The organism is bacterium SCSIO 12741 (assembly GCA_024398055.1).
Taxonomy (GTDB): domain Bacteria; phylum Bacteroidota; class Bacteroidia; order Flavobacteriales_G; family Salibacteraceae; genus SCSIO-12741.
This window is the reverse complement of record CP073749.1, coordinates 405,224-429,247: the sequence shown is the minus strand read 5'-3', so window position 1 is coordinate 429,247 and position 24,024 is coordinate 405,224. Positions and strand designations below refer to the sequence as shown.

Here is a 24,024-nt window from a genome sequence, read left to right as displayed (position 1 = left end):
CTACTCAATAACCAATCTATGGGTCGTGATTTTGCCCCCTTGTTTTAATCCAACCAGATAAATACCTGAGGGAGGATTTCCAAGGTTCACCTGATTTTCCATTCCTCTTAGGGTGCTGTGATGAAGTACACCACCAATCAAGTTGTAAACCACTACCTCAAATTCAGATTCTTGATCCTGTTTAATATGGAAAGACCCTTGATTCACTGTCGGATAAACCTGGAACCCATTATCTCCTTGATCCGTATGATCCAATCCGAGAGTAGAGTGGTTTTCTAAAGGAGATTTCCAAACTCCGCGACCGTAGGTGGCTGCAAATAGCGTTTGACTCGCATAGTTGATTTCCAATTCATAGACTTGAGTATAGGGTAAGTTTGCCTGAAAAGGAACCCAATTGGAAGAACCGTTTGTATTCAGGTATACACCCAGGTCCGTAGCGACATAAATATCGTCGTTGGTTCCTGTCGCATAAGCAATGTGATGCACCGCGATGTTGGGTAGATCATGAGAGATATTACTGAACGTTTGTCCTCCATCCGTCGTACGATAAACCTTCTCGCCGGCCGAAAACCCGGAAATAGAAACATAAAAGATGTCTGGATTAGTCCCGTGAATAGAAATCCCTGAAATCCGATGGTTTTGAGGGGCCGGTGAAGAGAGCTTCGTCCAGTTTTGTCCACCATTGGTAGTTCGTTGTATTTCGCCATCGCTATCTGCCACCACAATTACATCGCCATTGGATGGGGCAATATCCATTTCAGCCAGCGAGCTGAAGTTACCCGCCAGCTGCAAAATAGACGTCCAGTTATCGCCGTTATCCGTGCTTTTCATTAAGTGATTACCTCCCACAAAAACAATGGCAGGATTAGTCGGGTGCATCGCCATAGGAACTTCCCAGGCAGAGCCAAAGTTGTTGGGAGTTACCTCATTCGAAGTAGCCCAGGCATCCTCCGTTTTGTGAATGGCACCACCTGTTATCGAGATTAAGCCAATATCTGGGTTGGAGTAGTTGATTAGTCCATCGAAACCGTCGCTTCCCGGGATCAATCCAATAGCGCTATTGCCAGACATAAAGACACCGTCATTATCCTGAGCGCCCCCAATAATTTTACTCGCATCCGATCGCAAAACACCGATGCCATAGTACTGAGTAGTGTACAGTCCTTCGGTAATGTCCGTAAAAGAAGAGTCCTTGGACAGATCACCATAAAAAAGGCCACCGTCATTGGCATCATAAAGAATATTTGTTCCCGGCTTAAAGGCTGCATCATGGTGGTCAGAGTGCACATAAAAATAGGGTTCACCCTGTTCCCAGTAACCATCCAGGTATTTCTCCCAGGAAGTTCCTCCATCAGACGAACGCCAGCCTTCTATACCTCCAATGAGGATGAGATTGGTATCCAATGGCGAAACGGCCAAGGTCATATTGTAGCCTTGTTGAGAATCGTAATTTCTTATTCGGGTAGCGGTAGTCCAAGTGGCACCAGCATCATTGGACTTTAGGGTAGTTCCTTGCATGTCGATAGCAAAAAGGAAATTTGAATCCAGATCACTTACAGCCAATTCTACTCGGGCAAATAAAGAAGTTCCTTGCGGAGAAATATCCGTCCAGTTGCTTCCACCATCCGTTGATTTTAGAATTTCTCCGCCTCGAGTTCCCACGTAAAAGGTGGTAGAGCTTCCAGGTTTTTTGACCAAAGCAGAACCTCCCTTTTTGGAATCAACGACCGTCCAGTTACTTCCACCATCCGTGGACCGTTGAATGCCTGAGCTGGTGGTCGCCAGGATCGTGTTGGCCGGACTTTCGGGCATAGCCAAGCGCCGAATGAAAAGCTTATCGCTTAAATCCCGGGGTAATCCAACAATACTCCAGGTTTCCCCACCATCTGTCGATTTGTAAATTCCAGTGGAGTAAACAGCCCTGTTTCCATCGGCATCTCCTGTGGCCGCGTATATGATGTTGTGGTCATTGGGATCGAAAACAATATCGCTGATGCCAATACTGGGTAGATGTTCCGTTTTTGATGTCCAGGTTTTTCCATTATCCGTCGATTTCCAAATGCCACTGCTCGCACCACCAGCGAGTAGGATTTGGTGATTAACCGGATGGATGGCAATTGCGTTAATTCGACCTAATCCAGGATAATATTCCACCGATGAGGTAACCATTTTTTTTGGCCCCACGTAGCTCCAATTAGCCGCATTATCGGTTTTGTTTCGGGCAAGATACTCAGCTTGTTCCCAAGCCGTGTAGATGAGTGAACTCGAAGCAAAGTCCCCATTTGACGTTAATCGATGTTTCCAGAAAAATTGCCAACGCTTAAATTGTTTGTAAGCCCGCGAATAATTGGGGGTGCCTTTGATGACCGAGCGGCCTTCAAAACGAGTTTCCATGATCCTGGAGATCTCCTCAAATTTTTTCCCCTGGCTCATTAGCTCCTCCACCGATTGACCAAAAGAGCTGGCAACCAGAATGATGGCTGATAGAGTAAGCACAAAACTTCTCATGATTAAATGCAGATTAGATATAAAACACGAATGCCTCGAATATAGGGCTACATTTTTGAATGAAGCTTAGGGATATCCCCTAATTCAGGGATGGGTCATATGCTCTACTTTTCCAGCAAACCAACCTTAAAAAATGGATTTCGTTTAAGGGTAAGGCGAGCAGATTCATGTGGAGATTTAATTTCTGCGATACTATGTATCTTCACCCGAGGTTATTCTGAATAAGTAAAACCTAAACAACATGCCCCTTAAACTGTACATATCCTTTATCCTTTCCATATTGAGCTTGGGTTCAGTACAAGCCCAGCATTGGGAAGCACTTTCACCAAGATTAGAGTCGCAGTTTGTGGGAAGCTTTTACCACGATACCGTAACCGATCACCTTTATCATACTGGTCAATACTTGGTCAACGGTTCACCTGGTGGACTCTTTCGCTGGGATTCCCTGGGCAATTTTGAAAAACTGGACAGTACTGTAAGTCAAACTCCACATAGTAACTACTCCAAATCGGTCCTCCGGCACAACAATGAATTGTTTGTTGGGGGAGTCTACAAATACATGGGTGACACCAATAACCCGATTAATTGCTTATCCATTCTCGATAATGACTCCTTTTATCCAACTTCGGTACGATTGGATACTTGGAATCCGAGCATCAATACATTGTATAGTTATAAGGGGAATTTACTTATAGGTGGGGCCTTTGATTCAATTAATGGCTTATTTGCTCCGGGAATGGTTCTGTGGGATGGGGTAGAATTTAGAACGATGCCGGTAATTCAATCCAGAAACTACTTGGCGGTGGATGTTCATGTCTTTGCCGAGTATAAGGACAACCTGTATGTCGGGGGATTGTTTAGTAAATCCAAGCAAGAAAGGAATTTGCAGGTTTTGGCTAATGACCGGTGGCAAAAAGTAAACGGCTGGCAAGTTTTGGGTCTATTTGGAGAAGTTTTTACCATGAAGGTCTATAAAGGGGAGCTTTATATTGGCGGTACTTTTAGCAAACAACATGGAGGAATTGCCAATTACATTGTGAAATACGACGGAGAGCACTTTTACGAGTTAGGTGAGGGTTTTGATTTTTATGTGTATGATTTTGAGGTATACAATGACTACCTCTATGTGTTTGGACTATTTGAAGAAGTTGATGGCCTGCCATGTCCCAGTAAGGTAGCCAGATGGGATGGAGAGCGATGGTGTCGCTTTTCTTCGGATTCTATAGAAACGTATCGTGGAATTTCAGATGGTATTTTTTACCACGATTCCTTGTATGTGACAGGTAGGTTTGATTCAATTTCGAATGATAAGAGCATAGTGAATACGGCCAAATGGACAGGAGATTTGGAAACCACCATCTGCCACCCAGATAAAGCCAATATCCAAAAGGTGGGTGTTTATGATGTAGGAGTCTCAGAGCTCGAAGGAGAACAAGAAACATTTTCATTCTACCCGAACCCAACGTCAGGTTTGGTGACCATCCAGAGCGAGAAATGGATGGATATCGGGGTAGTGGATTTAAGTGGTCGGGTGCTTTTGCGGCAAAGTATTCATCCGGGAGGTCAGAGCATGGATCTTAGTAATCTTTCTTCCGGAGCGTATTACCTGATTAGTATTGACCCAAAAGAATTGCCTGCCCGAAATGGTCATTCGGGTTTGCTTATTAAATACTGATGCTAATTTGAATATGGCGTTGAATTATAATGCGTTAAGAAGGTTGAGTGCCTATTGGATTGAAATTTTAAATGGTACTATGTATCTTCACCCAAGGTTTTACCTGAATGAGTAAAACTAAAACATCATGAGCCTTAAACTGTACATATCCTTTATCCTTTCCGTATTGAGCGTGGGATCAGTTCAGGCCCAGCATTGGGAGGCGCTATCGCCAAAAATGAAGTTAGGGGCCGTGGGTAGTTACTACCATGATACCGTTACAGATCATCTTTATCATACTGGAGAGTACTTGGTGAGCGGAAATTGGGGGGCACTTTTTAGATGGGATTCTATAGGGAATTTTGAAATGCTCGATAGCTCCAGAAGTAACACTCCGCACGGTAATTCCACCTCCTCCTTAGTCAGAGTTGATAATGAATTGTATGTAGGTGGAAATTATAAGTACCTCGGAGATACCAATAATCCATTAAATTTTCTTTCCGTTCTTGAGAATGATACATTCTGGCCTACTTCCCAACATATAGACGATACCGGATGGAATACGAGTATAAGAACTCTGAAAAACTACAAAGGGGATCTGCTAATTGGTGGAATATTTGACAGTATTAACGACATGCTTGCCCCGGGCATGGTTTTATGGGACGGATTCCAATTTAAGCCCATGCCTTTGATTCGATCTAGAAACTACTTTGCGGTCGGAGTGGAAACCTTTGCGGAGTATAAAGACAAACTTTATGTTGGAGGATTGTTTCGCGAAACGGTGTACGATCGAAATTTGCAAGTGCTTGAAGGGGATGAATGGCAGGCGGTAAATGGTTGGCAGGTTCTGGGTTTGTTAGGTGATGTACTAACCATGAAAGTCTATAAAGGGGAGCTTTACATCGGAGGCGGATTTCAGAAAAAATATGGTGGGATTGCCAATTGCATTGTTAAATACGATGGAAAACATTTCTACGAATTGGGTGAAGGCTTTGATTATGCGGTGTATGACTTAGAAGTTCACAATGGTTATTTGTATGTCTTTGGGCATTTTACATCGGTTGATGGTGAGCCATGCAAGAGTAATGTGGCACGTTGGGATGGTGAACGATGGTGCCAATTTTCATCGGATTCCATGGATAATAGCATAGATGACGGGATCTTCTACCATGATACGATGTACATCACAGGAGGATTTCAACACATTTCCGGGAATTCATCTATCGCCTATCAAGCCAAATGGACAGGAGATTTGGAAACCACCATCTGCCACCCAGATAAAGCCAATATTCAAAAGGTGGGGGTTTATGATGTAGGAGTTTCAGAGCTCGAAAGAGAACAAGAAACATTTACATTCTTCCCGAATCCAACTTCAGGTTTGGTGACCATCCGGAGCGAGGAATGGATGGATATCAGGGTAGTGGATTTAAGTGGTCGGGTCCTTTTGCAACGAAGCATTCATCCGGGAGGTCAGAGCATGGATCTTAGCGATCTTTCTTCCGGAGCGTATTACCTTATTGGAGTTGACCCAAAAGATTTGCCGGCCCGAAATGGTCATTCGGGTTTGCTTATTAAATACTGATTGTAGCAGTGAACAAGACTAAAATCCTAGGAAGGAATTCTGGAACTGTTGCTTGACCATTGAATTATAAACCGGCCTGTGCATTCCGGTTATTACACAGCTTATTTTACCGGCTCAGGTCCCTTAAACTTGACAGTAATGTGTTATTTCAAACCCCTGGGATTGTCCTTACTCGGATGTATCCTTACTTTTTCTATTTATTCTCAAACCTATCAACTTCCGGATGGGAAAGGGGAACCACCTTCTGATCGTTTGTATTTCCGAGAAAACCTTGGGCAGGTATGTGATCCCAATTTTGACTCAGTTCCTCGAGTGAAGTTTGCTTGTACGGGAACTCCGTTGGATCTTTATTTATTGGATAGTACCCGAATTTCCTGGGTTCATCTTGTTCCGGCCCTTGATTCCTTGGCTCCAGATAGCCTAAGGCGATTGGATATGTTTCATGTAAACAACGATGAGATAACCTCTCAGGTTTTTTCCAGTCCGGTAGGATGGGATTCTCTACCGGGAGAGGATAATTTCTGGTTACCGCAATGTCCCCAAGGAGTAACGGGTGTTAGGTCCTTTAACCGGGTGGTCTATCCAGACATATACCCTCAAATTGACGAACATATCTACAGCAATGCGGGAGGCTATAAACTCTATTGGGTAATTCATCCGGGTGGAGATCCGGCCGATATTCGGGTCAAATTTGAGGGGTATGATTTAATGAATGTAACACCTCAGCAGATCACTCTTTTTCAAAATCAATTACAAATTGCCCTGGAGCAGGCCATCGCCTACCAAGTGGACGCTAATGGTCAGGTCCTTTCTCTAAACTGGCAACCCGGGTATACCCAATTTCCTGATCATACGGTAGGTATAACAATTGGAGCTTTCGATCCAGCTAAAATGTTGGTGATTCAAGCTGGGCCACCTATACCTCTGAGCACTCCTTCCATATCTGGTAATCCAGATGGGTTGGAGTGGAGTACCTATGTGAGTACTAGTCTAAATGATGAACCGCTTGGCCTGTTTCAAAGCAATCAAGGATTCACCTATATGGTAGGACATACAGGAAGTTCAGCGTTTCCAATTTTTTTAAATACCCCCCAGAGGTTTCAAGGAAATCAAGATGCCTTTATAGGATCATTTACCGATTTAGGGGAGAAATTTTATGGTAATTATTATGGTGGGAGGTTGGAAGACCGGTTTACATGTGGTGAGGTTCTTCCGAATGGTGAAATTTTGGTAGCTGGTCATACTAAAAGTGATTCTCTAAGAAATTTAGGAAAGAATCCTTCCTTGGATAGCAACGATTATACAGGTGTACTGGTTCGATTTAATGCCCAATTGGACCAGCCAATAATAGAAACCTACATAGGCGGCGAAGAAAACGACGAAATCTATGACCTGGATTATGCCGGAAACAACGAAGTCATTATCGTGGGTAAAACCAATACACCCCAAGGAAAGTTTCCTCTTGCCCGTCAAACCAGCAACAGTAGCTATTACCAGATCATGCAATCGGATGACGAGGGGTTTATTGGACGGTACAATGTCAATAATTTTAACCTTTCCTATGGATCTTATTTTGGTGGTGGATACGATGATGCAGTTACTGCGGTAGAACATGATGGCGAAGGGAATTATTACATCGCCGGGTATACCAAGACCAAGGATGGCTTAACGGGAAGTTGTGTGTGGCCGCATAGCAATTTAAACCTCCATCGCCACCTCTTTCCCGTATGTGACAAATCGGGTAACTCCTACATCCAAGCCAATGGAAAAGGCAATTGGGGACACGACTACTTCATTGCCGCCTTAAATGACCAGGATGAAATGCAGTGGTCTACCTTTTTAGGTAGTGACTGGGAAGAAATCACCGATCCCAGTTTGGCGATCGATCCAAACGATTCTTCTCAGGTTTATTTAGGTGGAACTACCAAGGACCCTTCTACCTTCCCAGGGGCAACCACAAGCAACGGTTATCAATGGGTGCCCACCGTATCCAACCCAGGTCAGGGAGTGATTGTCCGTTTCAAAGACCGCCAACAAATTGAGTGGCGCACCTTCGTGGGCTGTAACGATGCGAATTCCTTTTCTTCGGTGGAGGATTTGGAATTTGTTCCGGGCGTAGGCCTCTATGTAACTGGTAGTACTACCTGCAATCAACCTCAGTCACGAGCCAATTATGGAACACCTCCTACAGGTTCGACCTTTGTTTTAACAGACAATGATCAGGAACTCTGGCTTCAGGAAGACACCAACGGAAATGCCTGGCAAAAGGGTTCTCAGGATTCTTACATTCAAGCCTACAGCCGTACTGATCGATTGGCCTGGAGCAGTTGGTATGGAGGCGGAGCTGGAGAGCAAAAGCAGTTGATTTCCTATAACTCGGGAACGGACCGGGTGTTTATTTCAGGAGGAATCAATCCGGACCCATCCAATACCATTCCGCTTAAGAAACCGAATCCGAGCAGTTACCTTCAGTCTAATGTGACTGGGCATGGTGGACAGACGGGAGGTTACCTGGCTCGCTTTGAAAGTGGATTTACTCCGGTTTCGGTGGCTGAGCTTACTAGCGAATTTGCCCGTTTTACTGTTTGGCCAAATCCGAGCTCAACTCTGGTTCATGTGGAACTTGAGGAAGAGGCAGAATTCGAAGTTTACTCCCTAACAGGGCAACGGGTTTTAAGCGGTAGATTAACGGCTTCTGTTAATGCCATTCATGTGGAAGCTCTTGCTCAAGGAAGCTATGTGGTAAGGGTTCGATCTCAAACCAAAAGCGGCTCATTCAAATTGATTAAAGAATAGCCTTTTACTTGAATTCAGATGGCTGTTCCTTGAGGACACCTAAAGAATGAAGGACATTTAAAACTCCCATTCCAGTCAAAGAAGTTTTACCGGATTGGGAGTTTTTGTTTTCCGCCTTTCAACAGATGGATTTGTACTTGGGTACACTCTTCAAACTCACCCTTACGCTCAATAAAACCAAACCGCCTCTTGGTAGATTGAAGGCGTTTTTTTGACCAACGACTTAATTTAGAGCTTGTTTCGATCATTGGATAAGTAGAATTTGTAAATGACCAAACCAATATTTCGGGTGATTACTCGCTTCCTGTTCCTGTTGGGATCTCTGGGGATGCCCTGGCTTTCCGCTGCGCAAACCCCGGATACCGAAGTATACACCTATTACAGTGATCACTACAACCAATACAGACACAGTCAGACCGATTCCTCTCGACTTTACCTGGATTCCATGAATCGATCGGTGGTGGCTATTTCGGATTCGGTTTACCATGCCTACAACGACCTGGCCAATGGCGCCTGGTATTGGATTGCAGGAGATTTGGATTCAGCATTGTTCTACTATTTCCGATCACTCAAACTCTCTCAGACTCATCAATACGATCACCTTACCGTTAGAGCTTGCAACGGTCTGGGCATCCTATACATTGATTTAGGCGAATGGGAATGGGCAGAGAAATACCAGCGCCAATCCCTTGAACTTGGCAAGCAACGCAAGGATCGGTATGCTCAAATGCTGAATTTAATCAACCTCGGAGTAATCTATCAAAAGCAGCAAAGGAGTCAGGAAAGCCTGGAGCATTTGAACCAAGCTTTGCATTTGGCAGATAGCCTGTCTGATTCAGCCTGCCTCGCATTGAGCTACCAAAACAAGGCCTTGGTCTTTTCGGATTTGGGTGAAGGGGATTCTGCGGTTTTCTATGGGCGTAGGGGGCTTTACTGTGCGCAACAATCGGGTGATAGGAAAGCGGAGGTGCACTGCTGGATTAATGCCAGTAAGGGCTACCTCATACAAGGATTTCCAGATTCGGCGCGATGGGCTGCGGATAAGGCCTTGAAGTATGCGGACGAACTCGAATTCACAGAAGGGCAAAAAGATGCCCACCGGCTTTGGAAAGATTTGGAGCAACAAGCAGGTAATCATAAAGCAGCTCTCTTTCATGCTGAACAGGCTAAGATCTATGAGGATTCATTGTACAGCCTTCGAAAAATGAGCAATATTAAGGCCCTCGAGAAAAAGCAGGTGACCGAAGAAGCTCAGCGGGATTTGGCGTCCACCCAAAACTTTTGGAAAAGGCAATTGAATAAAAGGCAAAAACTACTGACTTGGTTGGCCATCGCTCTCCTTGTAATCCTGGTTTTGGCTATGGTCTACATGGTGTTGTATCGAAAAAGCCGCTTGAAGGGTAAGCAGAAAGAAGTTTTATGGGATGCCGAGAGAAAATCCAGGTCCGCTCATATTGAGCAACTGGAGTCGGATGCGGAACAACTTCATTTGAAATTGGAAGAAAAAGAAAAGCACCTGCTTACCTACACCCTCGAACTGGAGCGCAAACAGAAGATCATTCGCCAGGTGGAAGAAAAGCTGGCTACAGGAAATCCAGGTAGGGAGGAGGCGATCGAGCTGAGAACCTATTTGAAGAGTACTCAATTGAACGAGCAGGAGTGGAAGGAATTCAACCTGCGATTTGAAGCGGTTCATCAATCCTTTTTTCAGAAACTAACCCAGCTTTATCCCGGATTGTCTTCTACGGATTTAAAACTCTGTGCATTTCTGCGCATGAATTTATCCTCCAAACAGATGGCATCCTTGCTCAATATTGCCCCCCAAAGTGTGGATATGGCCCGTTACCGATTGCGTAAAAAACTGGGGTTGTCTTCCAAAGATGGGCTTTCAGAAGTCATACATTCAATTTGACTAAATTGATTTATAGGTAGTTATCGGTTTTGTATAGATAATGTAGAGACCCGATTTGCCAACGATCAGGCTACCCCCTCGTCTGTCAGGCTAAGTCTCATTTAATTATCTACTTATGAAAACCATTATTTATCTCTTTTCCATTTGTTTTTTGATCGGCACCCAACTTTCCGCTCAAACCTACACTACCTTACTAACAGATCAATCTGGCGATGGGAGTAATGCCATGCTCCTTGACGGTACGGAATTGGCCGTTTCCTACGAGCCTGCATCCGACAGCCTCTGGTTTCGAATAGCCGTGAATAACCTCTCAGGAATAAATCTGAATCAGCTTGGAGTAAACCTCATGATCAATATTCCTGGCGGAGGAGCCACCTTCAACTTTTGGGGGCAAACCAATACAGCACCTTACCACAAGCTACTCACTTTTTGGGTAACCGGAACGGCTCCGTCCAACTACATTGGAACCATAGGGATATCCAATGCTGCCGGAGTAAACGGGTCCAATTACCGAAACCTTCACTCCAACAATTTATCGGCACGGGTAAGTGCTGCAGAAGGGTATATATACCTGGGTATGAAAAGGACAGATTTGATTACTGATGCCGAGATGGGAGGAGACAAGATAACCCTGAAAGTTGCGGCAGCCGTAGGTTCCAATACCGTGTGGAACGACGATTTATATGACCCTTCAAAGAATTGGGAGCTTGATAAAAGCTCTTCGCCCAACGTCACGGGAATTAATGTGGTAGAAGAAGCTAAGGTGAGTGTTTATCCCAACCCGGTTAGTGATGTGCTAACTATTCGTTATACCGGGGTTGAGGTAGGTACAAAGCTTACCCTTAGATCACCAGCTGGTAGGAAAATCCGGGAATCCCGAATTGGGACTGAGGAAAACTGGGATTTGTCGGATTTTCCCGCTGGGATTTACCTTCTTGAAGTTCATCAAGAGGGCCAACTCTTAGAATATCATCGCATTGTAGTTTTTTAATTTAGGTCGAGTATCCTGAATTAGCGCTGGTGCAGCTCATCTTTATTTGAGGTGGGCTGCATTTCTTTTATCCATTCTACGCTTTGATGATGGCGTAGCGCAATTCATCGTAAAATTGGTCTCCTTTGAATACGGCCATTCGGGCTATTCCTTCCTTTTCAAAGCCGCATTTCTCCAAAACCCGTGCCGAGGCTTGGTTGTAATCAAAGATGCCGGCGTGAATTCGTTTGAGATTCAAGGTTTCAAATCCAAATTCCACCATCTGTTTTACAGCTGCGCTCGCTATGCCTTGATTCCAAAAAGGTTCTCCAATGAAATAGCCGATTTCGGCGCTCTTTCGATAAACATCTTCGGCTTTGTGCAGGCCTATGTTTCCAACGTAAGTTCCATCGGCCTCGATGGCGAATATTGTGACAGGATCCATCGAGTTGGCCATGCCAATAAATTCCAATGCATTTTCGCGGGTATAGGGATGCGGGAAGGCGTTGCGCATATTTTGGCTAATCGAAGCATTGTTAGCCAATTCCGCCATTCTCGGCGCATCTTCTCGGGTAAATGGTCGTAAGGTGATTTGTTGGTTCATAAGTCTTTGTGGCTAAAACTGGGGAGCTTCCGGATCGAGGTCCGCATTTAGGATTTTCATGGAAAACACCGTCTTAGAATCGTCGATGAAAGATTGCTTAATACAGGCCTGGAGGGCTCGCATTACTAAATCGTATTCGCCAAATATTTGGGTGCTCATGGTATTGGTTTCCACCTTTATGTCCGGATAGGTGTGAAGCTGGTCAATAAAATTTTGAATAGGTTCCAGGTAATCCTTGGTGAGGGGATACTTACTGATTTCGACAGAAACTTTCATCTAATAGCAATTACAATCGTAGGAGAAGTGCATTTTAGCGGATGGAAGCCAGTCCTGCATTTCTACTTGTACTTCTTCCTTAACCGCGTTGACACGCATATCTAATTCCTTCAAATTTTTGAGTTCCTTAATGGTATTGGGCAGTCCAATAAGATCGTTACTCCAAATATCCCAGTATTCGAGAGAAGCCAATTTACCAACCGCTGGATCCACATAAACCAGCATATTTTCTCCGATGTGAAAACGTTTTAGTTCGGTGAGCTCACCGATTACTTCCGGGATTTCCCGAATCACGTTTTTGTTGAGCTTGAGCACTTGCAGGTGCTTTAGTTGCCCCAATTCAGGAGGAAGCGTGTCAATCTTATTTTTTTCCAGGTTCAGGCTTTGCAGGTTGGTTAAGGTAAAGACAGCCTTGGGGATCGAGTCCAGTTTTTTCTTTCGCAAGTTGAGTTTGATAACGTCCTCAGGATTTTTGAGCGCTTCGTCTAAAGAAGTGTAGGTATAGACCGTGTCAAGTTGTTCGAGGGAGTAATGTTGGCCCTGAACCGTAAAGGTCATCAGCCCAAGAATAAAGGTGGCCAAGGCATTAGCCCAATATGGAAAGACTTTTTTCACGATCAGCATGCAATTGTTTCTGGAGTGCCTCTATACCTTCAAATTTAACTTCATTCCGGATACGGTCAACCAATTCCACTTGAATCGATTCTCCATAAATGCTTTGGTCAAAATCAAAAATGTGCACCTCAAGGGTTAACTGGTTCCCAGTATTAACTGTTGGGCGTATCCCAATATTGAGCATACCCTTGAAAAAATTTCCTAAACAACGCACCCGAACGGCATAAGCACCCGGTGCCGGAATAAGTTTGTGGGCAAAGTCCAGGGCAATATTGGCAGTGGGGAATCCAATTTTCCGGCCCAGTTTTTCTCCTTCGACTACGGTTCCGGAAAGGAGGTAGTTCGAGCTGAGGTATGCATTAGCCTTTGCCGCATCTCCAGCATTCAAAGCCTTGCGAATCTTGGTGGAACTTACGTCGATTTCGCCAAAATTTTGAGCCTGCACTTCTTCCACTTCAAAACCGTAGAGATCACTGAGCTCCACCAATTCCTCAAAAGATCCTTCCCGATTGCGACCAAATTGATGATCATAACCAATCACCAATTTCTTCACGTGCAATTGGTGGATGAGGATATCCCGGACAAACTCAATGGAGGTGTGCCTTGAAAACTCACGGGTAAAAGGGTGAATAACCAAATGGTCCAATCCGGTTTCGCGAAGAAGTTCAATTTTTTCTTCTTGAGAGCACAACAATCGCAGGTCATTATTCTCGGGAAACAGCACCATCCTTGGGTGAGGGTAGAAGGTGAGAAGGAGCGTTTCTCCTTCCATTTCGCGAGCCGATTCCGACATGCGTTTTAAAATTTGTCTATGACCGAGATGAACACCGTCAAAGGTTCCTGTTGTTCCGACAATGGGGAGAGTGGTGGAAAACTCCGAAATGCTGTTGTAAATTTTCAACTTCTTAGCGGGTGTGTAAGGTTCAGGAAATCAATGATTTACAAAAATAATTTTGAGGCTTCTGATTTCGCTCAAAAGTAGCTAATTTAAATTATCAACAAACGCATTTTTCTTAACTCAAAAAGACCTACTTTTGCGCTCAAATTTAGAGTTAGCTATTATACTAAAATAATCAGACGAAAAATGTCCGCACAAGTAGGTAAAATTTCTCAGATCATCGGCCCGGTTCTCGATATCACTTTCGAGACACGCGGAGTTGAGCTTCCCAATATTTATGACGCCCTTGAGGTGACCCGTGAAGACGGTTCTAAAGTAGTGCTTGAATGTCAGCAGCACATTGGTGAAGATACCATTCGTACCATTGCAATGGATGCCACAGATGGTTTGCAAAGAGGTATGGAAGCGGTGGCTCAGGGAGCTCCAATCCGTATGCCGATTGGTGACGATGTAAACGGCCGACTGTTTAACGTAGTGGGAGATACCATCGACGGTATCGGTACCATTGATAAAACTGGGGGACGCGCTATCCACAATGCCGCTCCTAAATTTGAAGACTTGTCAACTTCTTCTGAAGTACTTTTTACCGGTATTAAGGTAATCGACTTGATCGAGCCTTACGCTAAAGGGGGAAAAATTGGATTGTTTGGTGGTGCCGGTGTAGGTAAAACCGTATTGATCCAGGAGTTGATTAACAATATTGCAAAAGGATACGACGGTTTGTCTGTATTCGCCGGTGTAGGTGAACGTACTCGTGAAGGAAATGACCTTCTTCGTGAGATGATCGAATCCGGAATTATCAAGTACGGTGAAGCGTTTAACGAGTCCATGGAAAATGGCGGTTGGGACCTTACCAAGGTTGATAAAAACACATTGAAAGAATCTAAAGCGGCATTCGTATTCGGTCAGATGAATGAGCCTCCAGGAGCACGTGCTCGTGTGGCTTTGTCAGGATTGACCTTGGCTGAGTACTACCGCGACGGTGATGGAACTGGATCTGGAAAAGATATCCTGTTCTTTATCGATAACATTTTCCGTTTTACCCAGGCAGGTTCTGAGGTATCAGCCCTTTTGGGTCGTATGCCATCTGCAGTAGGTTACCAGCCTACCCTGTCTTCAGAAATGGGTGTAATGCAGGAACGAATTACTTCTACTAAGAATGGTTCGATTACTTCGGTTCAGGCGGTTTACGTACCAGCGGATGACTTGACTGACCCTGCTCCTGCAACAACCTTTGCTCACTTGGATGCAACTACGGTACTTTCTCGTAAGATTGCTGAGTTGGGTATCTACCCAGCGGTAGATCCATTGGATTCTACTTCTCGTATTCTTACTCCAGAGATCGTAGGTGAAGCACACTACAAATGTGCTCAGCGTGTAAAAGAAACCCTTCAACGATACAAAGAACTTCAGGATATCATCGCCATTTTGGGTATGGATGAATTGAGTGAAGAAGATAAGTTGATCGTACACCGCGCTCGTCGTGTTCAGCGTTTCTTGTCTCAACCTTTCCACGTAGCTGAGCAGTTTACAGGTATCCCAGGAGTTATGGTGCCGATCGAGGAAACGATCAAAGGGTTTAACATGATTATGGATGGTGAAGTAGACCAATATCCGGAAGCCGCTTTCAACTTGAAAGGAAGTATTGAAGAGGCTATCGAGACCGGTGAGTCTATGTTGGCCATGGCCTAATAAAGGAAAACATGACGGTTGAGATTTTAACTGCAGACAAAAACATATACCAGGGTGATGCCGAATTGGTAACCTTCCCTGGAAAAGACGGATCATTCGGTGTGATGAATAATCATGCACCGATGATCGCTTCCCTACGCCAGGGTGAGATCGTGGTAAAAAACGGTCAAAACGAAGAAAGTTTCCAGGTTAATGGAGGCGTAGTTGAAGTGTTAAACAACAACGTTGTAGTACTAGCGGAGTAATTTGTTTTTAGTTAATAGTTCTAATTCCGCAAAGGGAGCTTACTGACATAGCTCCCTTTTTTTTGCTCCATACTCTTGTAACCACCAATCCAGCCCGGCCGTTCATTCGCCCGGTCTACCGATTTGTCATTCAAGCTCCTAAAGCTCGGGATAATGGCTATATTTGGAACCATCGAACTGGTGGTTCATGACTGTTTTTCTGGGAATAAGATTTAAACTCATAATTGCACTTTGGGTAGCGACCGCATTTTCTATGGTCTCTCATGCCCAATACACGGTAACCGGAACGGCTGCTGTATTGGGTAATGGGTGCTTTCGAATTACCCAGGCTCTCAACAGTCAACGCGGTGCGGTTTACAACAATACCCGGGTCAACTTTAAGCACGATTTTGAATACACCTTCGATGCTTACCTTGGAAGTAATAATGGGGGAGCGGATGGAATGGCTTTTCTATTTCGACCTTCGCGAAGTCCTTCGAATGGTACTGGGGAGGAGGTATGGGCTACCAAGGTCTTGATAGCTCGGTGGTCATTGAGTTTGATACCTGGCAAAATGGAAACCTCTCGGATCCCTGGTACGATCACCTCGCCATCCTGGCCAAAGGGAATAATAATCATTCCGGCGTCAACAACTTAGCTGGACCGATCCAGATTTCACCCACCACAACCAATGTGGAAGATGGGCAATGGCACCACGTAAAAATTTCATGGGATGCGGATTCCACCCGCTTATCGGTTTGGTTCGATTGCGATTTCAGAACCTCTTACCAGGGCAACTTAATTGACTCTGTTTTTAAAGATTCTTTGGTTTATTGGGGAATCGTTGCTTCCACAGGTGGGGCGAGCAACCTGCAGCAGTTTTGTGTTTACCAGAATATTCTGAATAGCTACACCAGCATTTTAAAAGACACCACCATTTGTGGAGGAGATAGTGCTGCCTTAGATGTAGGTGGAACGGGCTACAGCTATAAGTGGGGGCCTTCCAACGGTCTCAGTAGTGATACGGTGGCCAATCCCAAGGCATCACCAGCCGCCACAACAAAGTATTACGTCACGGTCACGGCGGGTTGTGATTCCATATTGGACTCGGTCACGGTCAATATAGACCCATCATCCTTCGATGCTACCATAACAACCACCAAAAGAATTTACTGCAAAAGTGATCCTCCTTTTACGCTGACCACCGCAGATCCAGGTGGAACATGGCAGGGAGGCTCGGGACTGAATACAAGCAATGGCCAGTTTTCACCAGGGCAAGCCCTCTTCGATACCAATTGGGTTACCTATTCTTCCGGTGGACTTTGTGGAGATACACAAACCATTTTCCTCATCGTGGATACCTTTCCAACGGTTCAAACCTTTGTGCCCGATACCATTTGTACAGGACCACCTAACGTCACCTTTACCGCTAACCCTTCTACCGGAACCTGGAGCGGAAATCCTTTTCTTTCTCAACAAGGAACTTTCTTGCTCAATTTTCAACCTCCCTTTGGAAACAATGCCACCGTTTATACCGTGGGAAATCATTGTAAAACCACCATTCGAGATACCTTTTGGTTAGCTCAGGGAAATGATGCCAGCTTTAATGGTCCTACGGTGAAGTGCTTTAATGATGCTCCATCTATGCTTGTACCCGTTCAAACGGGCGGAACCTGGAGTGGCAATGGAGTAAACGGTACCGGCCAGTTCAATCCCCGAATTGTACTTCCTGGAACCCATCAAATAGTCTATTCCTTTACCGGTGGTTGTCCGGATAGTGATACCCTAAATATTCTGGTTTCTAAGCCGGATGATCCAACCTTTAATTTGAAAACGGCCCTTTGCACCAATTCACCAAACGATACGGCACTTACCCTCACTTCCAACGGTAGCTTCCTAGGGAATGGCCTTTCTGATTTTAAACTGGGTGTCTTTAATCCAAGAAATGTTCCGGCTGGTAATTATCCAATTAGCCACATCACGCTCGATACGAATGGATGCCGAGATACAGCTGCTGTTAATGTAGTAGTTACCCAGGCTGCTGATGCGACCTTATTGACCAATGGCCCGTTTTGTGAAAACCACAACGATACTGTTCTTAGATCCCGAAACCCTGGAGGAACTTGGTTTGGACGGGGGATCACGCATCAAATTGTTGGGCGGTTTAGCCCTTCTACGGCTGGTCCCGGGTTACACAATATTCGTTATGAAATTGCTGGGGCTTGTGGTGATACGGGACACCAGCAAATTCGAATTCATGCGAAACCGGATGCTGAATTTACCGCACCTGATTTTGCCTGTAATTCGGATCAAATTATCCAGTTGACCCCAAATACTCCGGGAGGTGAATTTTCGGGCAAAGGAGTTGTAGATTCTGCGCAGGGTTGGTTTAATCCTGATGGACTTAATGTGGGTAATCATGCCATAAGGTACGTGGTTTCTGATTCCAACGGTTGTCGCTTCCGGGAGACTAAATTCATCTTTGTGCATGAGTACAAGGACCCTACCATTCTCAACCAGACTCATTATTGTTTGTCGGTGGAAAGTGTACGTTTAGAAAGTCGTGCAAACGGCGGTACATGGACCATTGATGGGGTAATTAATACCACGGGCAGATTTAGGCCCAGAGATAGTGGCGAAGGGGTTTATCAGGTCATTCATTCATACGATGGTAAATGTGCCATTTCTGATACGCTCGATATCAATGTGGTGGGAGATCCGGAAATTACCTTTGACCCTGACCTGGATTTTACCTGGTGTAATTTGAACTATTTCCTCGGGCCTGAAGATGATTTTGCAGTATACTATTGGAGCAATGGGAGCAGGCGAAAAGAGATTCTTATTCAAAAAGAAGGGCGCTATACTCTGGAAGTATTGGATGAGCACGGCTGTATGGATACGGCGATTATCAATATAGAAAAGCTCTGCGATAGTATCACCCTTTGGATTCCGAATTCGTTTTCACCGAATGGAGATGAAATCAATGATGAATTCAGAATTTACGGTCAGAACGTACTTGAATTTCACATGTTCATTTACGATCGATGGGGGCAACTCGTTTTTACCGGTCATGAACTCGAAGCGGCCTGGGATGGAAATCATCCGAATGGAACCAAGTGTCCGGCAGGAGTCTATACTTATGTGATTCAATATGCCGGCCTTAAAGACAACTTTGGATACGAGCAATCCGAAACCGGAATCATCTATTTAATAGAAGGCCAATAATTCCTTATACAATGTCAGAAACCAACTCCCGCAATAGATGTAGCTGGTGCGGAACAGATCCTTTGTATGTCCAATACCACGATGAAGAATGGGGAACTCCTTTATACGATGAGGATCGCTTGTTTGAGTTTTTGATTTTGGAAACCTTTCAGGCTGGCTTAAGCTGGATAACCGTGTTGCGGAAAAGAGAGAATTTTCGAAGGGCTTTTGACCAATTCGATTACCGCAAGATTGCCCAATACGATGATGCCAAGGTCAAAGAATTGCTACAGGATGCCGGGATAATTCGAAATCGATTGAAGATTTTGGCCACCATTTCTAATGCACAGGCCTATATAAAGGTGCAAGAAGAGGAAGGGTCCTTCAGTTCTTATATCTGGAATTTTGTGGGTGGAAAACCACAGGTGAATCAGTTTAAGGAGATGGGAGAAGTACCTGCCAAAACAGAACTATCGGATAAGATTAGCAAGGATTTGAAAAAACGGGGATTCAAATTTGTTGGATCCACTGTTATCTACGCCCATATGCAGGCTACAGGAATGGTGAATGACCACATGCAGGATTGCTTTCGCTATCAGGAACTTACTTCCTAATTTCTTGGGTATCTATTTAAAGTGCTGATAGCCAATAGTGTTTTAGACTCTTAGATCCAGGGGAATCCCCTAGTGCTCAGAACATTTTTTTTTGCGTTTAACAGGAAATGAATATTTTTAGCCCCTGACCAGGGGAAAATATTCTACATGGTTGAAATTTTAAGAAGGGCAGATATCATTTCCCGAAAGGGAAAGTGGACAGGATTGCTATTGTTGGCATTGATGGCTATGTTTCAATCTTGTAAAGAATCGGGGTGTGCTGATCCCAATGCGGACAACTACAACGCAAATGCACAACCTGAGGGATGCAGTTGCTCCTACCTTCCGGGAACCATCTCATTTTGCACCAATACTGAAAAAGGAGGAGCCATAAATGTTGAGCTCAAAAAGGTAGAATGCTACGATGGAGGAAGTATGGGATCTGGTACATTCAATTTTCACCCTATTGAAGAAGATGCCTGTATAGGTGGAGAAGGTCAGCTAACCTTTACTCGCTTTGTTCCTCAAGCCTATAATTACCGGGCTACCGATCAGGCGGGTAATGAATGGGAGGGAAGTGTGGATTTGATTCCTGAGGCTTGCCAGAAAGTGATGCTTACACGGGAAGCTTTTTCCGAAACGCAGGTAGTTTTCTATTCTTCCCAACCTTTAAATTCTACCTGGACCCTGCGCGTAGATGATGATTATGTGGTTGAGATCAACTCTTCCGATTATGATGTTGATCCCGTTCCATGTGACACCCGTTCACCTTTGGATCCGGGAAAGAGCCTGCGACTAACTCAGGGTAAGCATATTTTGGAATTACACACTTCACCTGGTACCGTAGTTTCCAGAGAGGTAACCATTCTCGGGGACCCTTGCACTTATTTTGACCTAAGCCAGCTTATTCCTTAGGATTTTTATTCCTTTACACCTTCATGTTACAACCGCTTAAAAAGATAAAACCTTCAGGGTGGGTTCTATTGGTTATGACGGCCCTTTTGCTGGCCATTTGCTCCAATGTGAATTGGGGTAAGGAAAGATGGAAAAACATTTTGGAAGCGGACGGAAAGGGCTATTATGCTTACCTGCCTGCGGTATTCATTTACCAGGATTTAAACTACGGCTTTTTCGATATGATCGAAAGAGAGAAATACCACGATCCCAATCTTTTCTACGACTACCGTACCCAATCCAATGGAAAGGTCACCAACAAGTATTTTGCGGGAACCGCTTTGGCACAGGCCCCTTTCTTTGGTATGGCCCATGTGCTTACTTGGATGTCGGGTGGTGATGCCGATGGATATTCGCGGCTTTATCCCATGTTTATTAATGTAGCGGCGGTGTTTTATACCCTGCTTGGCTTATTGTTTCTCGGGGCTTGGTTGCGTCGGTATGGAGTGAAGGAAGGTGCTCAAATTTTGGTTTTCATTGGACTCGTGTTTGGTACCAATTTGTTCTACTACATCGTGAGTGAACCTGGTATGTCGCATGTCTATTCCTTTGCTTTTGTAAGTGGTTTTTTAGCCTTGGGAGATCGCTATTTTCGGAAGCCAAATGGGTTATCAGCCATGGGCGTTGCAGCCGTATTGGGGATGATTGTTTTGATCAGACCGGTTAATGGTTTGGTGGTTTTGTTGCTTCCTTTTTTGGCTGGATCTCTATCTCAGTTTTTACTTGGTGCTCGATATCTCCTTCAACGACCTGCCCAGCTGCTACCTGTAATTTTAATAGGTCTTTTCTTTCCTTTTATCCAGGGATTGATCTACTACGTTTCGGTGGACTCTTTTTGGGTGTATTCCTACGGTGAAGAAGGTTTTATCTGGACTGACCCACATATGTGGGATATTCTGTTTAGTTACAAAAAGGGGCTGTTCCTGTACACTCCTTTATACCTCTTAGCTCTTGTTTCAGGTCTTTGGGGACTTTGGAAATTTAACCGGTTTCAAGCCTGGAATGTACTCCTCTTTTTTGCGGTTTTAACCTACGTCCTTTCCAGCTGGTGGATGTGGTTTTATGGAGGTAGTTTTTCTTCTCGGGTTTATATCGAGTACCTTCCTCTATTCGGCTTTTTGTTGGCTATGGCCCTGCACCAGTTTGCCGGATGGCGGCACAAAGTACTGGTTGGAGGAGTGCTTACATTACTACTCCTGTGTCAGATTCAAACCTACCAATACCGCTATTATCAAATCCATTGGGCCGACATGACCCAGGAAAAGTATTGGGATGTGTTTCTAAGGGTAGATAAACTGATGGAGTAGCAGGGTGCTTACCTTATTTAAGCTTCTCGTTATTCTTGTGACGATCCTTGTCCCTTTTCGTTTTGCGCTCCATTCGCTTTTCAAACGCTTCCGTTAGGTCCACACCCGTTTGATTCGCCAGGCAAATCAATACGAATAAAACATCGGCGAATTCTTCACCAAGGTCCTTGTCCTTATCCGATTCCTTTTCGCTTTGTTCTCCATATCGACGAGCGATAATACGGGCAACTTCACCCACTTCTTCGGTCAATTGTGCCATATTGGTCAATTCGTTGAAGTAGCGAACGCCAATCGTATTGATCCATTCATCAACCGTTTTTTGTGCTTCTTGGATTGTCATTATTCCTTGTTTTTGGTATCTATCCAGATCGTTACCGGTCCGTCGTTAATCAATTCAATGTGCATCATCGCACCAAATTCTCCCGTTTGCACAGGTTTGCCCATATCGGCTTCCATCTGTTTTACGGTAGCTTCATAGAGGGGAATCGCCGTTTCCGGACGAGCTGCCTTGATGAAAGAGGGCCGAGTACCCTTTTTGGTTTTGGCGTGTAGGGTAAATTGGCTTACCACCAACAAATCACCACCCACATCCTGAACGCTCAGGTTCATGGCCCCGTTTTCATCGGCAAATATGCGTAGCTGACAAATCTTTCGACTCAGCCACTCCATGTCATTTTGATCGTCTTCCTCTTCGATCCCCAGCAGCACCAAAAGGCCCTGATCAATTTTGCCCGCAATGCGGTCGTCAATGGCCACGCTGGCTCGACTCACTCGTTGAATTACTGCCCGCATGAAGCTAAAGAGGGATTAACGAAGAACTTAAGCGTTTCCTTTGCGGTAGTCCGCCAGGAATTTTTCCAAACCGATATCGGTCAAAGGGTGCTTAAGCAATCCAGTGATGGAAGAAAGTGGTCCGGTCATAACATCAGCACCCACTTCAGCACATTTAATCACGTGCATGGTGTGACGTACAGACGCAGCCAAAATTTGCGTGTCGTATAGGTAGTTATCATAGATCTGACGAATCTGAGCAATCAAATCCATACCGTCTGTAGATACATCGTCCAAACGACCGATGAAAGGAGAAACATAAGTAGCTCCGGCCTTAGCAGCCAAAAGGGCTTGTCCAGCGGAGAATACGAGGGTACAGTTAGTCTTAATTCCTTTATCCGAAAAGTATTTTAAGGCCTTAACACCGTCTTTGATCATAGGGATCTTTACTACGATGTTCTCATGAAGAGAAGCCAGGTGCTCACCTTCTTTTACCATACCGTCAAAATCGGTAGAGATAACCTCTGCACTTACGTCACCATCTACAATGTTGCAGATGTCAATGTAGTGTTGAATGATGCGTTCTTGTCCGGTAATTCCTTCCTTGGCCATAAGCGAAGGATTGGTAGTTACTCCATCAAGAATTCCGAGGGAAGCAGCCTCTTGAATCTGTTCCAGATTTGCCGTATCGATAAAGAATTTCATAGTACCCTTATTGTGCGTTTATGTTTTGCGCAAAGGTAATTTTACCCGGGCAGCACACCAAGTAAATTGGGGTACAAGTTTTTCACGAAATTTTGGACCGCAGGTGGCTCAAAAGAACATCCAATCCTTTGTTGTAAGAAGTATTGTTGGTGATGATTACATGGGCATCATCCCGGTAGGGACGCAGGTACTTTTTGTAAGATGGGGTCACATGATTGTCCCACTGATAGCGAACTTCATGTTCCGGATAGCCGCGCTCTTCTGCATCTCGTTTGATGCGGCGCTGCAATTTGATGTCTTCTCTAACGTCCAGATAAACCCGCAAGTCGAGTAGTTTACGAATCTCCTCGTAGTGGAAAACAAATAGGCCTTCCATCACTACTATAGGGGCAGGCTGAATCACAATTTCCTCTGGTTCTTTGTCCGCGTTGTTGAAGGTGTATTCCGTTTTAACAATGGAATGTCCTTCCTTCAAGCGAAGGATATCGGTCAAAAAAGTTTGACGATCGATGGAGGTGGGTAGATCAAAATTGATCCATCCGTTTTCATCCTGTTGTTGTTTCTCCTTAGGCAGGTAATAGTGGTCTTGTGAAATAACGGCCAACGAATGTTTGGGTAAGGCATTTCGAATATCCCGAATGAAAGACGTTTTTCCTGAGGCACTTCCGCCAGCTATTCCTACGATATATGGAGTTAAACTCATGGGGCAAAAATAGAGTTGAATTTCGAATTCTGGATTCTGAACTTCGAATTTTGAGC

The 24,024-nt window shown here is 44.6% G+C and carries 20 protein-coding genes; 11 read left to right on the top strand and 9 right to left on the bottom strand.

Annotation, left to right across the window (positions count from 1 at the left end; genetic code table 11):
* On the bottom strand, positions 1 to 2,508 hold the full coding sequence (locus tag KFE98_01895; protein UTW62934.1) for a T9SS type A sorting domain-containing protein: 2,508 nt from the start codon (positions 2,506 to 2,508) through the stop codon (positions 1 to 3).
* A 241-nt stretch (positions 2,509 to 2,749) separates the two neighbouring features.
* Between KFE98_01895 and KFE98_01890 the strand changes: the two genes are divergently transcribed.
* From KFE98_01890 to KFE98_01870, 5 genes are all read left to right on the top strand, one after another.
* Positions 2,750 to 4,183, top strand: a complete 1,434-nt coding sequence (locus KFE98_01890) for a T9SS type A sorting domain-containing protein (GenBank protein UTW62933.1) — start codon at positions 2,750 to 2,752, stop codon at positions 4,181 to 4,183.
* A gap of 127 nt (positions 4,184 to 4,310) precedes the next feature.
* Entirely contained in the window at positions 4,311 to 5,744 is a 1,434-nt protein-coding gene (locus tag KFE98_01885) for a T9SS type A sorting domain-containing protein (GenBank protein UTW62932.1), read from the top strand.
* 138 nt (positions 5,745 to 5,882) lie between these two features.
* Positions 5,883 to 8,540, top strand: a complete 2,658-nt coding sequence (locus KFE98_01880) for a T9SS type A sorting domain-containing protein (GenBank protein UTW62931.1) — start codon at positions 5,883 to 5,885, stop codon at positions 8,538 to 8,540.
* Positions 8,541 to 8,808: 268 nt separating this feature from the next.
* Entirely contained in the window at positions 8,809 to 10,452 is a 1,644-nt protein-coding gene (locus KFE98_01875) for a tetratricopeptide repeat protein (protein UTW62930.1), read from the top strand.
* 115 nt (positions 10,453 to 10,567) lie between these two features.
* Positions 10,568 to 11,443, top strand: a complete 876-nt coding sequence (locus KFE98_01870) for a T9SS type A sorting domain-containing protein (GenBank protein UTW62929.1) — start codon at positions 10,568 to 10,570, stop codon at positions 11,441 to 11,443.
* A 76-nt stretch (positions 11,444 to 11,519) separates the two neighbouring features.
* Here the strand turns inward: KFE98_01870 and KFE98_01865 are convergent, their stop codons facing one another.
* From KFE98_01865 to KFE98_01850, 4 genes are read right to left on the bottom strand one after another with little or no spacing between them, the layout of a single operon-like run.
* Positions 11,520 to 12,026, bottom strand: coding sequence for a GNAT family N-acetyltransferase (locus tag KFE98_01865; GenBank protein ID UTW62928.1), 507 nt, complete (start codon positions 12,024 to 12,026; stop codon positions 11,520 to 11,522).
* A gap of 12 nt (positions 12,027 to 12,038) precedes the next feature.
* A complete protein-coding gene (locus tag KFE98_01860) occupies positions 12,039 to 12,302 on the bottom strand; it encodes a hypothetical protein (protein UTW62927.1) in 264 nt (87 codons plus the stop codon).
* Positions 12,303 to 12,917, bottom strand: coding sequence for a leucine-rich repeat domain-containing protein (locus tag KFE98_01855; GenBank protein ID UTW62926.1), 615 nt, complete (start codon positions 12,915 to 12,917; stop codon positions 12,303 to 12,305).
* On the bottom strand, positions 12,889 to 13,818 hold the full coding sequence (locus tag KFE98_01850) for a bifunctional riboflavin kinase/FAD synthetase (protein UTW62925.1): 930 nt from the start codon (positions 13,816 to 13,818) through the stop codon (positions 12,889 to 12,891). Before KFE98_01850 ends, KFE98_01855 begins: the two co-directional genes overlap by 29 nt.
* 183 nt (positions 13,819 to 14,001) lie before the next feature.
* Between KFE98_01850 and KFE98_01845 the strand changes: the two genes are divergently transcribed.
* The 6 genes from KFE98_01845 (at position 14,002) to KFE98_01820 (ending at position 21,789) form a co-directional block, all read left to right on the top strand.
* Positions 14,002 to 15,507: a F0F1 ATP synthase subunit beta gene (locus KFE98_01845; protein UTW62924.1), complete on the top strand. Its 1,506-nt coding sequence runs from the start codon at positions 14,002 to 14,004 to the stop codon at positions 15,505 to 15,507.
* 11 nt (positions 15,508 to 15,518) lie between these two features.
* Entirely contained in the window at positions 15,519 to 15,752 is a 234-nt protein-coding gene (gene atpC / locus KFE98_01840; protein ID UTW62923.1) for an ATP synthase F1 subunit epsilon, read from the top strand.
* A gap of 498 nt (positions 15,753 to 16,250) precedes the next feature.
* Positions 16,251 to 18,956 carry a gliding motility-associated C-terminal domain-containing protein gene (locus KFE98_01835; GenBank protein ID UTW62922.1) on the top strand — a complete coding sequence of 902 codons (2,706 nt, stop codon included), beginning with the start codon at positions 16,251 to 16,253 and terminating at the stop codon, positions 18,954 to 18,956.
* Positions 18,957 to 18,967: 11 nt separating this feature from the next.
* On the top strand, positions 18,968 to 19,549 hold the full coding sequence (locus KFE98_01830) for a DNA-3-methyladenine glycosylase I (protein ID UTW62921.1): 582 nt from the start codon (positions 18,968 to 18,970) through the stop codon (positions 19,547 to 19,549).
* 147 nt (positions 19,550 to 19,696) lie between these two features.
* Positions 19,697 to 20,443, top strand: a complete 747-nt coding sequence (locus tag KFE98_01825) for a hypothetical protein (GenBank protein ID UTW62920.1) — start codon at positions 19,697 to 19,699, stop codon at positions 20,441 to 20,443.
* A 23-nt stretch (positions 20,444 to 20,466) separates the two neighbouring features.
* Positions 20,467 to 21,789, top strand: a complete 1,323-nt coding sequence (locus tag KFE98_01820) for a hypothetical protein (GenBank protein ID UTW62919.1) — start codon at positions 20,467 to 20,469, stop codon at positions 21,787 to 21,789.
* Positions 21,790 to 21,802: 13 nt separating this feature from the next.
* Here the strand turns inward: KFE98_01820 and KFE98_01815 are convergent, their stop codons facing one another.
* The 4 genes from KFE98_01815 to KFE98_01800 all read right to left on the bottom strand — a co-directional run bounded on the left by KFE98_01815 (position 21,803) and on the right by KFE98_01800 (position 23,968).
* The gene (locus KFE98_01815; GenBank protein UTW62918.1) at positions 21,803 to 22,129 is read right to left on the bottom strand and encodes a nucleotide pyrophosphohydrolase; all 327 of its coding nucleotides are present in this window, start codon (positions 22,127 to 22,129) and stop codon (positions 21,803 to 21,805) included.
* Positions 22,129 to 22,581, bottom strand: coding sequence for a D-tyrosyl-tRNA(Tyr) deacylase (gene dtd / locus KFE98_01810; protein ID UTW62917.1), 453 nt, complete (start codon positions 22,579 to 22,581; stop codon positions 22,129 to 22,131). Before dtd ends, KFE98_01815 begins: the two co-directional genes overlap by 1 nt.
* A 27-nt stretch (positions 22,582 to 22,608) precedes the next feature.
* On the bottom strand, positions 22,609 to 23,265 hold the full coding sequence (gene fsa / locus KFE98_01805) for a fructose-6-phosphate aldolase (GenBank protein ID UTW62916.1): 657 nt from the start codon (positions 23,263 to 23,265) through the stop codon (positions 22,609 to 22,611).
* An 82-nt stretch (positions 23,266 to 23,347) separates the two neighbouring features.
* Positions 23,348 to 23,968 carry a uridine kinase gene (locus tag KFE98_01800; GenBank protein UTW62915.1) on the bottom strand — a complete coding sequence of 207 codons (621 nt, stop codon included), beginning with the start codon at positions 23,966 to 23,968 and terminating at the stop codon, positions 23,348 to 23,350.
* Between the last annotated feature and the right edge of the window lie 56 nt (positions 23,969 to 24,024).

What these genes read in the sequence shown, in the direction of transcription:
- KFE98_01895 (UTW62934.1), bottom strand. Translation starts at nt 2,508, where the DNA reads ATGAGAAGTTTTGTGCTTACTCTATCAGCCATCATTCTGGTTGCCAGC.
- KFE98_01890 (UTW62933.1), top strand. Translation starts at nt 2,750, where the DNA reads ATGCCCCTTAAACTGTACATATCCTTTATCCTTTCCATATTGAGCTTG.
- KFE98_01885 (UTW62932.1), top strand. Translation starts at nt 4,311, where the DNA reads ATGAGCCTTAAACTGTACATATCCTTTATCCTTTCCGTATTGAGCGTG.
- KFE98_01880 (UTW62931.1), top strand. Translation starts at nt 5,883, where the DNA reads ATGTGTTATTTCAAACCCCTGGGATTGTCCTTACTCGGATGTATCCTT.
- KFE98_01875 (UTW62930.1), top strand. Translation starts at nt 8,809, where the DNA reads ATGACCAAACCAATATTTCGGGTGATTACTCGCTTCCTGTTCCTGTTG.
- KFE98_01870 (UTW62929.1), top strand. Translation starts at nt 10,568, where the DNA reads ATGAAAACCATTATTTATCTCTTTTCCATTTGTTTTTTGATCGGCACC.
- KFE98_01865 (UTW62928.1), bottom strand. Translation starts at nt 12,026, where the DNA reads ATGAACCAACAAATCACCTTACGACCATTTACCCGAGAAGATGCGCCG.
- KFE98_01860 (UTW62927.1), bottom strand. Translation starts at nt 12,302, where the DNA reads ATGAAAGTTTCTGTCGAAATCAGTAAGTATCCCCTCACCAAGGATTAC.
- KFE98_01845 (UTW62924.1), top strand. Translation starts at nt 14,002, where the DNA reads ATGTCCGCACAAGTAGGTAAAATTTCTCAGATCATCGGCCCGGTTCTC.
- atpC (UTW62923.1), top strand. Translation starts at nt 15,519, where the DNA reads ATGACGGTTGAGATTTTAACTGCAGACAAAAACATATACCAGGGTGAT.
- KFE98_01835 (UTW62922.1), top strand. Translation starts at nt 16,251, where the DNA reads ATGGGCTACCAAGGTCTTGATAGCTCGGTGGTCATTGAGTTTGATACC.
- KFE98_01830 (UTW62921.1), top strand. Translation starts at nt 18,968, where the DNA reads ATGTCAGAAACCAACTCCCGCAATAGATGTAGCTGGTGCGGAACAGAT.
- KFE98_01825 (UTW62920.1), top strand. Translation starts at nt 19,697, where the DNA reads ATGGTTGAAATTTTAAGAAGGGCAGATATCATTTCCCGAAAGGGAAAG.
- KFE98_01820 (UTW62919.1), top strand. Translation starts at nt 20,467, where the DNA reads ATGTTACAACCGCTTAAAAAGATAAAACCTTCAGGGTGGGTTCTATTG.
- KFE98_01815 (UTW62918.1), bottom strand. Translation starts at nt 22,129, where the DNA reads ATGACAATCCAAGAAGCACAAAAAACGGTTGATGAATGGATCAATACG.
- dtd (UTW62917.1), bottom strand. Translation starts at nt 22,581, where the DNA reads ATGCGGGCAGTAATTCAACGAGTGAGTCGAGCCAGCGTGGCCATTGAC.
- fsa (UTW62916.1), bottom strand. Translation starts at nt 23,265, where the DNA reads ATGAAATTCTTTATCGATACGGCAAATCTGGAACAGATTCAAGAGGCT.
- KFE98_01800 (UTW62915.1), bottom strand. Translation starts at nt 23,968, where the DNA reads ATGAGTTTAACTCCATATATCGTAGGAATAGCTGGCGGAAGTGCCTCA.